This is a genomic window from Bacteroides sp. Marseille-P8574 (genome assembly GCF_902825465.1).
Lineage (GTDB): Bacteria > Bacteroidota > Bacteroidia > Bacteroidales > Bacteroidaceae > Bacteroides > Bacteroides uniformis.
On the sequence record NZ_CADEBE010000002.1, the window covers coordinates 372,348 to 387,887 of the forward strand.

13 protein-coding genes and 1 pseudogene are annotated in these 15,540 nt (G+C 52.2%); 13 read left to right on the top strand and 1 reads right to left on the bottom strand.

The genetic code is table 11. From position 1 onward, the window contains the following. The first annotated feature begins 42 nt into the window (after positions 1-42). The 5 genes and pseudogenes from HUX74_RS13850 (at position 43) to HUX74_RS13870 (ending at position 6,134) form a co-directional block, all read left to right on the top strand. Positions 43-1,275 carry an LL-diaminopimelate aminotransferase gene (locus tag HUX74_RS13850; protein WP_174646877.1) on the top strand — a complete coding sequence of 411 codons (1,233 nt, stop codon included), beginning with the start codon at positions 43-45 and terminating at the stop codon, positions 1,273-1,275. Positions 1,276-1,360: 85 nt separating this feature from the next. Continuing rightward, a complete protein-coding gene (locus HUX74_RS13855) occupies positions 1,361-2,086 on the top strand; it encodes a hypothetical protein (RefSeq protein ID WP_174646878.1) in 726 nt (241 codons plus the stop codon). Positions 2,087-2,098: 12 nt separating this feature from the next. Next, positions 2,099-2,425: pseudogene (locus tag HUX74_RS13860) on the top strand (hypothetical protein); the annotation flags it as partial. A gap of 47 nt (positions 2,426-2,472) precedes the next feature. Further along, positions 2,473-4,662, top strand: coding sequence for a glutamine synthetase III (locus HUX74_RS13865; protein WP_174646879.1), 2,190 nt, complete (start codon positions 2,473-2,475; stop codon positions 4,660-4,662). Between the two features lie 173 nt (positions 4,663-4,835). After that, the gene (locus tag HUX74_RS13870; RefSeq protein ID WP_174646880.1) at positions 4,836-6,134 is read left to right on the top strand and encodes a S28 family serine protease; all 1,299 of its coding nucleotides are present in this window, start codon (positions 4,836-4,838) and stop codon (positions 6,132-6,134) included. A 109-nt stretch (positions 6,135-6,243) separates the two neighbouring features. Here the strand turns inward: HUX74_RS13870 and HUX74_RS13875 are convergent, their stop codons facing one another. Next, positions 6,244-6,828: an HdeD family acid-resistance protein gene (locus HUX74_RS13875; RefSeq protein WP_174646881.1), complete on the bottom strand. Its 585-nt coding sequence runs from the start codon at positions 6,826-6,828 to the stop codon at positions 6,244-6,246. A gap of 628 nt (positions 6,829-7,456) precedes the next feature. Here HUX74_RS13875 and trpB point away from each other — a divergent pair. From trpB to ansA, 8 genes are all read left to right on the top strand, one after another. Further along, positions 7,457-8,635, top strand: coding sequence for a tryptophan synthase subunit beta (gene trpB, locus HUX74_RS13880; RefSeq protein WP_174647333.1), 1,179 nt, complete (start codon positions 7,457-7,459; stop codon positions 8,633-8,635). Positions 8,636-8,694: 59 nt separating this feature from the next. Continuing rightward, entirely contained in the window at positions 8,695-10,095 is a 1,401-nt protein-coding gene (locus tag HUX74_RS13885) for an anthranilate synthase component I family protein (protein WP_119961512.1), read from the top strand. A 146-nt stretch (positions 10,096-10,241) separates the two neighbouring features. Then, positions 10,242-10,868 (top strand): aminodeoxychorismate/anthranilate synthase component II, encoded by a 627-nt coding sequence (locus tag HUX74_RS13890; RefSeq protein WP_174646882.1) that lies wholly within the window; start codon positions 10,242-10,244, stop codon positions 10,866-10,868. A gap of 49 nt (positions 10,869-10,917) precedes the next feature. Then, the gene (gene trpD, locus HUX74_RS13895) at positions 10,918-11,913 is read left to right on the top strand and encodes an anthranilate phosphoribosyltransferase (RefSeq protein WP_005837316.1); all 996 of its coding nucleotides are present in this window, start codon (positions 10,918-10,920) and stop codon (positions 11,911-11,913) included. 4 nt (positions 11,914-11,917) lie between these two features. Further along, positions 11,918-12,745 (top strand): indole-3-glycerol phosphate synthase TrpC, encoded by an 828-nt coding sequence (gene trpC / locus HUX74_RS13900; RefSeq protein WP_174646883.1) that lies wholly within the window; start codon positions 11,918-11,920, stop codon positions 12,743-12,745. A gap of 96 nt (positions 12,746-12,841) precedes the next feature. Continuing rightward, positions 12,842-13,465, top strand: a complete 624-nt coding sequence (locus HUX74_RS13905) for a phosphoribosylanthranilate isomerase (protein WP_174646884.1) — start codon at positions 12,842-12,844, stop codon at positions 13,463-13,465. Between the two features lie 156 nt (positions 13,466-13,621). Continuing rightward, complete coding sequence (trpA, locus tag HUX74_RS13910; RefSeq protein ID WP_131225275.1) at positions 13,622-14,404, top strand: tryptophan synthase subunit alpha; 783 nt, start codon at positions 13,622-13,624, stop codon at positions 14,402-14,404. Positions 14,405-14,468: 64 nt separating this feature from the next. Further along, the gene (gene ansA, locus HUX74_RS13915) at positions 14,469-15,512 is read left to right on the top strand and encodes an asparaginase (protein WP_087333088.1); all 1,044 of its coding nucleotides are present in this window, start codon (positions 14,469-14,471) and stop codon (positions 15,510-15,512) included. Positions 15,513-15,540: the final 28 nt, after the last annotated feature.

Here is a 15,540-nt window from a genome sequence, read left to right on the forward strand (position 1 = left end):
TGGAAAATGAAGAATTATCCACTATCCATTAAAAATAAGAGTATGGCATTAGTTAACGAACATTTTTTAAAGCTACCGGGTAGTTATCTGTTTTCAGACATAGCCAAGAAGGTAAATACTTTCAGGATAACACATCCCAAGCAAGAGGTCATCCGTCTGGGTATCGGAGACGTTACCCGGCCACTGCCACCAGTCTGCATCGAAGCGATGCACAAGGCAGTGGAGGAGATGGCTGACGCACGGACATTCCGTGGATATGGTCCCGAGCAGGGATACGACTTCCTGATAGAAGCCATCCTCAAGCACGATTACCTTCCGCGAGGCATCCACTTCGGTCCTACGGAAATCTTCGTGAACGACGGAGCAAAGAGCGACACGGGAAACATCGGCGACATTCTCCGCCACGACAACAGCGTGGGAGTGACCGACCCTATTTATCCGGTCTATATAGACAGCAACGTGATGTGCGGACGTGCCGGAGTACTGGAGGAAAACTGCCAGTGGAGCAACGTCACCTACATGCCTTGTACCGCCGAGAACGACTTCATCCCGGAGATTCCGGACAAGCGCATCGACATCGTCTACCTCTGCTACCCCAACAACCCCACGGGCACCACCCTGACCAAGCTCGAGCTGAAGAAATGGGTGGACTATGCGCTCGCCAACGACACGCTGATTCTGTTCGATGCCGCCTACGAAGCCTTCATCCGCGAAGACGACGTGCCCCACTCCATCTATGAGATAAAGGGAGCGAAGAAATGCGCCATCGAGTTCCGCAGCTTCTCGAAGACTGCCGGATTCACGGGAGTACGCTGTGGCTACACCGTTGTGCCGAAAGAACTCACTGCCGCCACGCTGGAAGGCGAACGCATCCCACTGAACAAGCTCTGGAACCGCCGCCAATCTACCAAGTTCAACGGTACCAGCTACATCACCCAGCGGGCGGCGGAAGCCATCTACACACCGGAGGGACAGCGGCAGATAAAGGAAACGATAGATTATTATATGGACAATGCCCGGACCATGAAGCAGGGCCTTGAAACGGCCGGGCTGAAAGTCTACGGTGGTGTGAACGCTCCTTACATCTGGCTGAAAACACCCGACGGAACAAGCTCCTGGCGGTTCTTCGAACAAATGCTGTACGAAGCCAATGTAGTGGGCACACCGGGTGTAGGTTTCGGCCCCAGCGGTGAAGGATATATCCGGCTGACGGCCTTCGGCAAACATGAAGATTGCGTGGAAGCCATGAAGCGCATCCGGAAGTGGCTGAAATAAAAAAACAATTGAATTAGCGAGGTACTTGTTATAATCGAGTCGGACTGATCATCCGGAATTTTTCTAAACTTAAAGGTAAAAAGGTATGAAAACAAGAAGTGTAAAATGGGTAATAATGGCAATGGCGCTATTATCAATGGCAATGCCTTTCACGGCAAAGGCTCAGGATAAAGTGGAAGCGTCGGTAGGCGTCGACCTCGTAAGCGGTTACGTGTGGCGTGGCCAGGATTTGGGAGGGGTAAGCCTCCAGCCGAGCGCATCCATCGCCTACAAAGGTTTCTCTCTGGGAGCTTGGGGCTCCGTAGGCATCGAGAGTTCGGACACGAAAGAGTTCGACCTCATACTGGGATATTCAATCGGAGGCTTCAGCGTATCAGTGACGGACTACTGGTACAATGTGACCGGAGATGGGGTGACAGCCAAATACTTCCAGTACGGCGCACACAATGCTGCCAACTCACATCTGTTCGAAGCGCAAATCGGCTATGATTTCGGCCCCGTAGCCGTAAACTGGTACACCAACTTTGCAGGCGACGACGGTGTTGACAAAGACGGTGACCGTGCTTATTCATCCTACATCTCCGTAGCAGCTCCCTTCACACTGGGCGGACTGGACTGGACGGCCGAGATAGGCGCTACCCCTTGGGCCACGGACTTCTATGGAGCCAACGGATTTGCCGTATGCGACGTCAGCCTGGGAGTATCAAAAGACATCAAAATCACCGATTCCTTCTCCCTCCCGTTGTTTGCCAAAGCAACCTGGAATCCAAGGTCTGAAGGTGCATACTTTGTAGTCGGACTAAGCTTCTAAAAGCAAAGAACTATGATTTACACACGCCGAAAGGCAAATAGTAAATACAGTCTCTACAGACTGCGTATGGCCCTTGCCATATCGCTGGTATTCTTCATGCAGCCGGGCTTTACACTGGTCGAAGCCGGTTTTGCAAGAGTAAAAAATACGGCCAATATCCAGATGAAGAACTTCGTTGACTTCATGTTTGGCTGTCTGCTCCACTGGTTCATCGGTTTCGGACTGATGTTCGGTGCAGGCGGATTCATAGGAATGCCCCATTTCTTCGACCTCTCGTTCTACGACGGAGGCGGGCTTCCCACGGAAGGTTTCCTGGTATTCCAGACTGTATTCTACGCTAATGATTTTATGTTTTATTAAACCAACAATTACAACTCTAAGGTATTATGTCAAAATTGAGATTCAGAGTAGTAGAAACGGCGTTTAAGAAGAAACCCGTTGCAGTGGCAGTTCCGGCGGAACGTCCGTCAGAGTATTTTGCCAAGTATGTATTCAACAAGGAGAAGATGTTCCGCTATCTGCCGAGCAAGGTCTATGCCAAACTGACGGATGTGATTGACAACGGAGCTCCGCTGGACCGCAGCATAGCCGACGAGGTTGCCGCAGGTATGAAGAAATGGGCGGTTGAAATGGGGGCGACCCACTATACGCACTGGTTTCATCCGCTGACCGAAGGTACTGCCGAAAAGCACGATGCTTTTGTGGAACACGACGGCAAAGGCGGCGTGATGGAGGAATTCACCGGCAAACTGCTCGTGCAGCAGGAACCGGACGCTTCCAGTTTCCCGAACGGCGGTATCCGCAATACGTTCGAGGCACGTGGCTACTCGGCATGGGACCCCTCCTCCCCGGCATTCATCGTAGACGACACGCTCTGCATCCCGACTATTTTCATCGCCTATACCGGTGAGTCTCTGGACTACAAGGCACCGTTGCTGAAAGCCCTGCGTGCCGTAGACAAGGCTGCCGTCGACGTATGCCACTATTTCAATCCGGAAGTAAAGAAAGTGGTTGCCTATCTGGGCTGGGAGCAGGAATATTTTCTGGTTGACGAAGGGTTGTACGCCGCACGCCCCGACCTGCTGATGACCGGACGCACGCTGATGGGCCATGACAGCGCCAAGAACCAGCAGTTGGAAGACCACTACTTCGGAGCTATTCCCAGCCGTGTGGCCGCTTTCATGAAGGAGCTGGAAATCGAATCGCTGAAACTCGGCATCCCTGTCAAGACCCGTCACAACGAAGTGGCTCCCAACCAGTTCGAGCTGGCTCCCGTCTTCGAGGAATGCAACCTGGCGGTAGACCACAACATGCTCATCATGGCCTTGATGCGTAAAGTGGCACGTAACCACGGTTTCCGCGTACTGCTGCACGAAAAGCCCTTCAAGGGTGTCAACGGTAGCGGCAAGCATAATAACTGGTCGCTGGGTACGGATACCGGTATCCTGCTCCACGCACCCGGCAAACTGCCCGAAGAGAACCTGCGTTTCATCACCTTCGTAGTGAATACGCTGATGGCCGTATACCGTCACAACGGATTGCTGAAAGCCTCCATCTCCAGTGCGACGAACGCCCACCGGCTGGGTGCCAACGAAGCGCCTCCGGCCATCATCTCTTCCTTCCTGGGCAAGCAGTTGAGCCAGGTGCTGGAACACATCGAAGAGAGCACCAAGGACGATCTCGTCAGCCTCAGCGGCAAGCAAGGCATGAAACTGGACATCCCGCAGATTCCGGAACTGATGATAGACAATACCGACCGCAACCGCACCAGCCCGTTCGCCTTCACCGGCAACCGCTTCGAGTTCCGCGCCGTGGGTTCCGAGGCCAACTGCGCCAGTGCCATGATTGCGCTGAACTCCGCCCTTGCCGAGCAGTTGGTGGAATTCAAGAAAGATGTGGACGAACTGATTGAAAAGGGTGAGCCGAAAATCTCCGCCATCCTCGAAGTCATCCGCCGGTACATCAAAGTCTGCAAACCCATCCACTTTGACGGCAACGGTTACAGCGATGAATGGAAAGCCGAAGCAGCCCGCCGCGGTCTGGACTGCGAGACAAGTGTTCCCGTCATCTTCGACAACTACCTGAAACCGGAGAGCATCCGGATGTTCGAGTCCATCGGTGTCATGACGAAGAAGGAACTGGAAGCCCGCAACGAGGTGAAATGGGAAATGTACACCAAGAAAATACAGATTGAAGCCCGCGTGCTCGGAGATTTGGCCATGAACCACATTATCCCCGTAGCTACACAGTATCAGTCGGATTTGATTGACAACGTCTACAAGATGAAAGACCTGTTCCTCGCAGAGAAGGCTGCAAAACTGTCTGCCAAGAATCTGGAACTCATCGAAGAGATTGCCGACCGTACCGCCTTCATCAAGGAGCATGTGGATGCCATGATCGAGGCGCGCAAAGTGGCCAACAAAATTGAGAGTGAACGTGAAAAAGCCATCGCCTACCACGACAACATCGTACCGATGATGGAGGAAATCCGTTACCACATCGACAAGCTGGAACTCATCGTCGACAATCAGATGTGGACGTTGCCCAAATATCGCGAGTTACTGTTTATAAGATGAAAAATGAAGGATGAATCCTTAATCCCTATCTCATTCTTTTGTTGGTTGTTTTAAGTTTGCAGGGGGGAGAGGTGCCGCGAGGCAGTTCTCTCTCTTTTTTCGTCCATGCCAACTGTTGGCGGTAAGCGGGAAATAACCTATCTTTGCCCGTCAGATAAAACAATCCTGTCATCATGAAGAATTTACGTAACTGCTATGCAGCGTTCCTGCTGTTTGCCTTGCTGTTCGTTTCGGCTGCTGCCCCGGCACAAACCGATCTGCAGCAAAAACTGGGTCGGATTTCCGCCATTACGGAAACCCGTCCGTTGGAGTCCACCCGGTTCTCCGAGAAGTATGTAACCTATTTTACCCAGCCGTTGGACCACCGTTGTCCCGAAAAGGGCAGTTTCCGCCAGCGCGTGATTGTCTCCCACGTCGGCTTCGACCGTCCCACGGTGATTGTAACCGAAGGCTATGGAGCCGCCTATGCCCTCAATCCCAAGTATCGCGAGGAACTTTCAGAGCTGCTCGATGCCAACATGATTTTTGTGGAATACCGTTATTTCCTGGAATCCACCCCTGAGCCTAAAGACTGGCAATACCTCACCGCCGAGAATTCTGCCGACGACCTGCACGCCGTCCGCAACGCCTTTAAAAGCATCTATCCCGGCAAATGGATTGCGACCGGCATCAGCAAGGGCGGACAGACTACCCTGCTCTACCGCACGTTCTATCCGGACGACGTGGATATTTCCGTGCCTTATGTAGCTCCGCTCTGCTACGGGGTGGAAGACGGACGCCACGAGCCTTTCCTCAGGAAAGTGTCTACTCCGGAGGACCGCAAACGGATTGAGGACTTCCAGTTGGAAGTGTTGAAACGGAAAGCCGCACTGCTCCCCCGCTTTGAGAAATATTGCGATGAAAAAGGACTCAAGTTCCGTGCGCCCGTTGAAGAGATATACGACTATTGCGTGCTGGAGTATTCTTTTGCCCTTTGGCAGTGGGGAACTCCCGTCAGCAGCATTCCCGCAACCACGGCCTCGGACGATGAGATATTTGCCCATCTGCTCGACATCAGTAATCCCGACTACTTCATTGCCGACAGTCCCACAGCCTCGTTCTTCGTACAGGCCGCCCGCGAGCTGGGCTATTATGGCTACGATACGAAACCTTTCAAGAAGTATCTTTCCATCCAATCGAGCAAGGGTTACCTGCATCGCCTGATGCTTCCCGAAGAGCTGAAAGACATGCCCTTCGACAAGACCCTAAGCAAGAAAATCACGAAGTTCCTGAAAGAGAATGACCCGAAAATGATATTCATCTACGGACAGAACGACCCGTGGACGGCTGCCGGAGTGACCTGGCTGAAAGGGAAGAAGAACATCCATGTATTCGTAGAGCCCGGCGGAAGCCATCGGGCACGCATCGGCACACTGCCCGACGTTCAAAAGCAAGAAGCCATTTCACTGATAAACAAGTGGCTGCAAGAATAAAAAGAACAGATGGTCCGCTTGATTGAAACAGGCCATCTATTCAATGCAAACAGACCATGCGTTCAGGGCAAACAGACCATCTGTTTACAACCAACGCATGGTCTGTTTTTTATTCTACGATTTCAGCATCTTCAATGTTATTGATTTCTCTTGAAGAGGAGTCCTTTGTACCCGGTGCTTTGGGACGGCGACGCGTAAACTTGAACCAGTTCAGCAGTTCCGAAGCCGCATAGACCAGACTGCTGATACCGATAATGATAAATGCCGTGGAACGTACTCCCGTAGGATTAAACAGCGCAACCAAGCCGGCAAGCAGAATCAATACCGGAACCACATAAAAACCTCCCGGTACCGGCATCCAGCGACGGGCAGCGGAAAGCGAAGCAATCTGTTGCACTCCTCCCATCACCAAGATAAATCCCAATACAAATGTCAGCAAATCGGCAAAGAAACCGGGCATAATAATCAGCCACAAGCCAAACAGCAGGCTGCCTACTCCCTCGATAGGGAAGCGGCGGCGCATCTCCGTGCTCTGTGCAAAGTAGCCTATGATGCTGATGAGCGAAGGCACCAGGAAGATGACACCTATCGTAATCACAAAATAATCACCGGCTTGGTCGGGAAACATCACCAGCACCAAACCGATAACCAGTGCACATATTGCACGCAAAAATGAGTAACTTAATCCTTTCATGAGTCTATGTTTTTTTGCGAAGATACATCTTTATCCGAATAACTCCACATGAAAATCCCGAAAAATCAGTTTACATTCAGCCAGGCATTCATATCTTCGGCCACAAAGAGCCAGTATAATAACAATAGTACAGCAATAACCACGCCTATGGCAACTAAATGTTTTCTATTCATAGTCTGTTCCTTTCTTTTTTTGAATGAATATTCGTTTTTACTACACCTATAAGAACAATATTTCAAGAAAAATGTTTTAATCCGGGAAAAAAGTCATATTTATTTTGGCAGTTAAAACAAAGTGCTTATATTTGTCGCGAAAACGAAGACAGGCTGCACCTCAGCATAAAAAATGAACAAGTTCATTTTATTATACATTCGGTTTGCACTGTCTTTGCCGCTGATAAAACAAAAAAAGTCAATGAAAACAATGTTCGTAAATACATATTGGTGGTGGCACCCGTTACAACTCCGACAGTCGTAAGGGAGCAGCGCTCGTATGTATATATGTAATATATAGTAAAAAACAAAAAGAGCCCTGTCGCACCAAGCGACGGGGCTTTTTTCGTTTAAGCAATAATGCGTTTTGATTTCTGAAATAGTAAATAGTAAATCGTCAAATAGTAAATAACATGATGAATTTCTTAGTTGACAAAGAAGGTTATTACGGAGAGTTCGGCGGGGCATACGTTCCCGAAATCCTCCACAAATGTGTAGAAGAGTTGCAGAACACCTACCTCAAGGTGCTGCAAAGTGAGGACTTCAAGCGTGAATACGACCAGTTGCTGCGCGACTATGTGGGACGCCCTTCCCCACTCTACCTGGCGCACCGCTTGTCCGAGAAGTACGGCTGCCGGATTTACCTCAAGCGTGAAGACCTGAACCACACCGGTGCCCACAAAATCAACAACAGCATCGGGCAGGTATTGCTGGCACGCCGCATGGGCAAGCGCCGCATCATCGCCGAAACCGGAGCCGGACAGCACGGCGTTGCCACAGCCACCGTCTGCGCCCTGATGAATATGGAATGCATCGTCTACATGGGTAAGACCGACGTAGAGCGCCAGCGCGTCAATGTGGAGAAGATGAAGATGCTCGGCGCCACCGTCGTTCCCGTCACCAGCGGCAATATGACGTTGAAGGACGCCACCAACGAAGCCATCCGCGACTGGTGCTGCCATCCGTCGGACACCTACTACGTGATAGGTTCCACCGTCGGCCCGCATCCCTACCCCGACATGGTGGCACGCCTGCAGTCTGTCATCAGCAAAGAAATCAGGAAACAACTTCTTGAGCATGAAGGACGTAGCTGCCCCGATTACCTCATCGCCTGCGTAGGTGGAGGAAGCAATGCAGCCGGCACCATCTATCACTACGTCAACGACCCGCACGTGCAAATCGTCCTCGCCGAAGCCGGAGGAAAAGGCATTGAAACGGGAATGACAGCCGCCACCATCGCCCTCGGCAAGATGGGCATCATCCACGGCTCGCGCACCTACGTCATCCAGAACGAGGACGGACAGATAGAAGAGCCCTATTCCATCTCTGCCGGACTGGACTATCCGGGCATCGGCCCCATGCACGCCAACCTTGCCAAGCAGAAGCGTGCCATCGTCCTCGCCGTCAACGACGACGAAGCCATCCGCGCCGCCTACGAACTGACCCGGCTCGAAGGCATCATCCCCGCATTGGAAAGTGCCCACGCACTGGGTGCGCTGGAGAAGATGAGGTTCAAGCCGACGGACGTGGTGGTGCTGACGGTGTCGGGACGGGGGGATAAGGATATAGAGACGTATTTGAGTGATGAGTTATAAGTGATAAGTGATGAGCTATTTGAAAATACGAGATACAATGAAATAAAATACAAGATACAATGAAACAATATGATTATAAAACAGTCAGCCGCACCATGCTCGGTGACTTGCATACGCCGGTGAGCACGTATCTGAAGGTGCGCGACATCTTTCCGCAGAGCGCACTTATGGAGAGTTCCGACTATCACGGCAGTGAGAACAACCGCTCGTTCATCGCTCTGTGTCCGCTGGCAAGTGTCAGCATAGACCACGGCACGGCTATCTTCCGCCTGCCGGACGACAGCCGCGAAGAGCATCCCATAACCGATGCATACCGGGTAGAGAATGCCTTGAACGATTTCCTTGCCCACTTCCGCGTGGAGGGCGAATACAGCAATTACTGCGGACTCTACGGATACACCTCCTTCAATGCGGTCCGCTACTTCGAGAATATCCCTGTGAAGGACAGCCGCGAAGCTACCAACGATGCGCCGGACATGCTGTACATATTATATAAGTACCTCATCGTCTTCAACGACTTCAAGAATGAGATGCTGCTCCTCGAGATGCTGGCGCCCGGCGAGACCAGCGAACTGGACCAGGTGCAGAAGGCCATCCATAACCGCAACTACACCGCCTACGATTTCCGCGCCATCGGCCCCACCACCTCTCCGCTTACGGACGAGGAGCACAAGGCGAATATCCGCCGGGGCATCGCCCACTGTCTGCGCGGCGACGTTTTCCAGATAGTCCTCTCCCGCCGGTTCGAGCAGCGTTTCACGGGCGATGACTTCAAGCTCTACCGTGCCCTGCGCAGCATCAACCCTTCTCCCTATCTGTTCTATTTCGACTTCGGGGGCTTCCGCATTTTCGGCTCGTCTCCCGAAACCCATTGCCGCATCGAAGGCCGCCATGCCTATATTGACCCCATTGCCGGAACCACGAAGCGCACCGGCGATGCAGAGCAGGACGCCCTCAATGCCCGGTACCTGCACGACGACCCCAAAGAGAACGCCGAACACGTGATGCTGGTGGACCTTGCCCGCAACGACCTCTCCCGCAACTGCCACGATGTAAAGGTGGACTTCTATAAGGAGATGCAGTATTACAGCCATGTTATCCACCTCGTCAGCCGTGTCAGCGGAACGCTCCGCGAAGAGGCCGACCCCGTCAAGGCCTTCATCGACACCTTCCCTGCCGGTACCCTGAGCGGCGCCCCGAAAGTACGCGCCATGCAGCTCATCAGCCAGCTGGAACCGCACAACCGTGGAGCCTACGGAGGCTGCATCGGTTTCATCGGACTGAACGGCTCGCTGAACCAGGCGATTACGATTCGTACTTTTGTCAGCCGCAATGGTGTCCTCTGGTTCCAGGCAGGCGGCGGCATCGTAGCCAAGAGCAACGACGAGTACGAACTGCAAGAGGTGAACAACAAGCTCGGCGCACTGAAAAAGGCGATTGAGATGGCGGAAAAAATGTGAGTTCATGTACTATTTGACGATTTACGATGTACGATTTGCCATGCGGCGTACATTGCGCAGCCAAATCGTACATCGTAAATAAAGTAACTTCAATCGTACATCGTAAATCGTCAAATAGTAAATAAAATAGATTGTAAATACAAAAGATGAAAACAGTTATCATAGACAATTACGACTCCTTCACCTACAACCTTGCCCATCTGGTGAAAGAGCTTGGCGCAGAAGTGGATGTGCTGCGCAACGATAAATTCCGGCTCGAAGAATTGGAGCCATACGATAAAATCATCCTCTCACCCGGCCCCGGTGTCCCCGAGGAAGCCGGACTGTTGCTGGATGTCATCCGCACCTATGCCGGACGGAAACCCATACTCGGTGTCTGTCTGGGCGAACAAGCCATCGGACAAGCGTTCGGTGGAAAGCTGGTCAATCTGGAAGAGGTGCTCCATGGGGTACAGACGGAGATAAGGAGGAAGGAGGAAAGACTAGGGACAAGGGATGAAGGATTAGGGGGAAAGGATTATAAAGGTATTTCTCTCGAAGAAGACTATATCTTCTGCGGTTTACCCAATAGGATTCCCGTCGGACGATACCACTCCTGGGTAGTGGATACGAAGGAGCTTCCCGACGAACTTGCCATTACCGCCATCAGCCCCGAAGGACAAATCATGGCGCTGAAACATCGGGAGTATGACATACACGGCATCCAGTTCCATCCTGAATCGGTACTGACACCCGACGGAAAAACAATCGTAAAAAACTGGCTTTTCAAATGAGGCACTTCAGAAAAAGAGTAAATTCAATCGTCAAATCGTAAATAAATAGATGAAAGCAATACTCACCCGTCTCTTCAATCACGAAGAGCTCACGTCGGAGGAAACCAAACAAATCCTCCTCAACATCACCAAGGAAATGTATCCTGAGGCGCAGATAGCAGCCTTGCTCACTGCCTTCCAGATGCGGAGCATCACTGTGGACGAGCTTATCGGTTTCCGCGAAGCACTGATGGAGACACGCCTTCCCATCGACTTCGCCCCCTATCGCCCCATCGACATTGTAGGTACGGGCGGTGACGGAAAGAACACCTTCAACATCTCCACCTGCGCTTGCTTCGTAGTGGCGGGAGCCGGCTACAAGGTTGCCAAGCACGGCAACTACGGAGCCACTTCCGTGAGCGGAGCCAGCAATGTCATCGAGCAGCACGGCGTACGCTTCACCAACAACCCCGACACGCTGAAACGCAGCATGGAGGAGTGCAACATCGCCTACCTTCATGCCCAACTTTTCAACCCGGCGATGAAGTTTGTCGGTCCCGTACGCAAGACGCTGGGAGTACGCACCTTGTTCAATCTGCTCGGCCCACTGGTGAATCCATGCTGCCCGGCATACCAGCTGCTCGGTGTGGCAGACCTCTCGCAGATGCGCCTATACACCAACGTATTCTATAAGCTCGGCATTGACTTTGCCGTAGTCAACAGCCTCGACAGCTACGACGAAATCTCCCTGACGGACGAGTTCAAGGTGATGACCCGCAATTACGAGCGCATCTACCGTCCGCAGGCCCTCGGCTTCAAAGATGCCCGTCCCGAAGAACTCTTCGGTGGCGCATGCAAGGAAGATGCCGCCCGCATCTTCGACAATATCCTTACGGGGCATGCCACACCTGCACAAACGCAATGCGTCATTGTCAACGCCGCCTTTGCCATCCAGGTGATGGAGCCGCAGAAAGAGATTGAAGAGTGCATCGCCATCGCACGCGAATCACTGGATAGCGGACGGGCGCTGGCTACACTGAAAAAATTTATCGAGATTAATAAATGAAGCAATGAAAGATATACTGTCCGAAATCATCGCCCATAAGCAAACAGAGATTGAACTGCAGAAGCAAACCGTCTCTCCGAAGCAGTTGCAGGAGCAAGCCGAAGTCATCATCCGGGAGAATGCGGTCCACCGCCGCAGCATGAAGCAGGCCCTTGCCGCTTCTTCTACAGGAATCATCTCCGAGTTCAAACGCTGTTCACCCTCCAAAGGCTGGATAAACGAGGCTGCCCAAGCAGAGGAAATACCCGCCTCCTACGAAGCCGCCGGCGCCGCCGCCCTCTCCATCCTGACGGATGAGAAGTTCTTCGGCGGTACGCTGCGCGACATCCGCACGGTCCGTCCGCTCGTCCGCATCCCCATTCTGCGCAAGGACTTCATCATCGACGAGTACCAGCTTCTGCAAGCCTGCATCGTAGGTGCCGACGCCGTACTGCTCATTGCCGCCTGCCTCAGTCCGGAGCAGTGCAACACCCTCACCGCCCAAGCCCACGAACTCGGGCTGGAGGTATTGCTCGAAATCCACAGCCCTTCGGAACTCTCCTATATAAATAAGGAGGTCGACATGGTGGGTGTCAACAACCGCAACCTCGGCTCTTTCGTCACCGATGTGGAAAACTCCTTCCGGATAGCCCGGCAACTGCGCGAAGCCACCCACGGACCGGCATCCCCGCTCCTTGTTTCCGAAAGCGGCATCTCCGACCCCGAAACCATCTGCCGCCTGCGTGCCACCGGCTTCCGCGGTTTCCTCATCGGCGAAACCTTCATGAAAACAGCCAACCCGGGCGAAACCCTGAAAAAGTTCATCCAAGACAGTCTCTTAATTAATAATTGAAAGTTGAAAGTTGATAATTGTAAATACAAAAGTCTCTCATACAGCGTTACATCGCGCAGCCAAATTGTAAATAGTAAATAGTAAATAGTAAATAAAATGTCTCCTCTCATCAAAGTATGCGGAATGACCGAAGCAGAAAACATCCGCAATGTAGAACTGCAAGGTGTAGATATGATTGGTTTTATCTTCTACCCCAAATCTCCCCGTTGTCTGTGCCAGATGCCCGGGTATCTGCCAGCCTGCGCCAAGCGCGTCGGTGTCTTTGTCAACGAAAGTAAGGAAAACATCCTGATGTATACCGACCGTTTCGGCCTTGACTACATCCAGCTGCATGGCAATGAAGCTCCCGAGTACTGCCGTTCCCTGCGCAATGCAGGCCTGCACCTCATCAAGGCTTTCTCTATCTTGCTGCCCAAGGACCTGCTTTCCGTATCTGCCTACAATGGTCTGTGCGACTATTACCTCTTCGACACCAAGACCCCGCAGTACGGCGGTTCTGGCAACCAGTTCGACTGGAACCTCCTGCACCGCTACAACGGTCCCACCTCGTTCCTGCTCAGCGGCGGCATCAACCCCTACAGCGTAAAAGCCCTGCGGGAGTTCCGCCACCCCTATTTCGCAGGTATCGATATCAACAGCCGTTTCGAGACGACACCGGGAATAAAGGATGTGGAACGCATCTCAAACTTCCTGAAAGAACTCGATGGGTTTACTATTTGACGATTTACGATTTACCATGTACAATGTACAATTTGCCATGCGGCGTACATTGCGCAGCCAAATAGTAAATTGTAAATTGTAAAATTGTAAATCGTAACATGCAGCATATATTGCGCAGCCAAATAGTAAATAGTAAATTGTAAAATTGTAAATAGTATGTTGAACCGCATTAACCAACTTTTCCAGGACAGCCCCAAGAATCTGCTGTCCATTTACTTTTGTGCAGGCTGTCCCAACCTCGACGGTACTGCCGACGTTATCCGTGCCCTCGAAAGAAACGGAGTCAGCATGATTGAAATCGGAATTCCGTTCAGTGACCCCATGGCCGACGGCATTGTCATCCAGAATGCCGCCACCCGCGCCCTGCACAACGGCATGTCCCTCCGTCTGCTTTTCGAACAATTGCGCGACATCCGTCGCGATGTCCGCATCCCGCTTGTCCTTATGGGATACCTCAATCCCATCATGCAGTTCGGCTTCGAAGCCTTCTGCCAGAAGTGCGTGGAATGCGGCATCGACGGCGTCATCATTCCCGACCTCCCTTTCCGCGATTACGAAAAGAGTTACAAAGCCATCGCCTCGAAGTATGACATCCGTGTCATCATGCTCATCACCCCCGAAACCAGCGAAGCCCGCGTCCGCGAAATAGACGCCCACACCGACGGCTTCATCTATCTGGTGTCCAGTGCCGCCACCACCGGTGCCCAGAAAGACTTCGACACCCGGAAGCAAGCCTACTTTAAGAAGATAAAAGATATGAACCTGCGCAATCCACGCATGGTAGGCTTCGGCATCAGCAACAAGCAGACATTCGATGCCGCCTGCACCCATTCATCCGGTGCCATCATCGGCAGCCGCTTCGTCACGCTGCTCAACGAGAAGGAAGGAGATGCGGAAAAAGCTATCAGGCAGTTGAAAGAAGAGGTAAGAAAGTTATGAGTGATATCACTCATGACTTTTTTCGCTATCTTTGTACCCCAAAAAGAACCCAAATACGAAATTTATGAAAGTCGATTGCCCTTCCGTACTATTGATTTACACTGGTGGAACTATCGGAATGATAGAAAATCCCGAGACCGGTGCGCTTGAGAACTTCAACTTCGACCAACTGCTGCAGCATGTCCCCGAACTGAAGCGCTTCAACTACCGCATCTCTTCCTATCAGTTCGACCCGCCTATCGACTCTTCCGATATGGAACCTTCCCTCTGGGCAAAGATTGTAAAAATCATCAACTACAACTACGACAATTTCGACGGCTTCGTCATCCTGCACGGTACCGATACGATGGCCTATACAGCCTCCGCACTCAGCTTCATGCTCGAGAACCTTTCCAAGCCGGTCATCCTCACCGGTTCCCAGCTTCCCATCGGCACCCTGCGCACCGACGGGAAAGAGAACCTCATCACCGCCATTGAAATAGCCGCCGCCAAGCATCCGGACGGTACTCCTATCGTCCCCGAAGTGTGCATCTTCTTCGAGAACGAGCTGATGCGGGGCAACCGTACCACCAAAATCAATGCCGAGAATTTCAATGCTTTCCGCTCCTTCAACTATCCCGCACTGGCAAAGGCAGGCATCCATATCCGTTATAACGAGCACCTCATCCACCGTCCCGACCCGTCACGCCCCATGAAGCCGCACTACCTTTTCGACACCAATGTCGTAGTGCTCACCCTCTTTCCCGGCATCCAGGAAAGCATCATCAACTCCGTGCTTCATGTTCCCGGCCTGAAAGCTGTTGTCCTCAAGACCTTCGGTTCCGGCAATGCCCCCCAGAAAGAATGGTTCATCCGCCAGCTGAAAGAAGCCAGCGAACGTGGCATTGTCATCGTCAACATCACCCAATGCCAAAGTGGCGCCGTCGAGATGGGACGTTACGAAACCGGTCTGCAACTTCTCCAGGCAGGTGTCATCAGCGGCTATGACAGTACCCCCGAATGTGCCGTCACCAAACTCATGTTCCTCCTGGGACACGGACTGGACCAAGCCGAAATCCGCCACCGCATGAATTCCGACCTGGCAGGAGAAATCACCAAGATTCAGTAAAGCAGCAACACAGAGGGTATATAGTTAT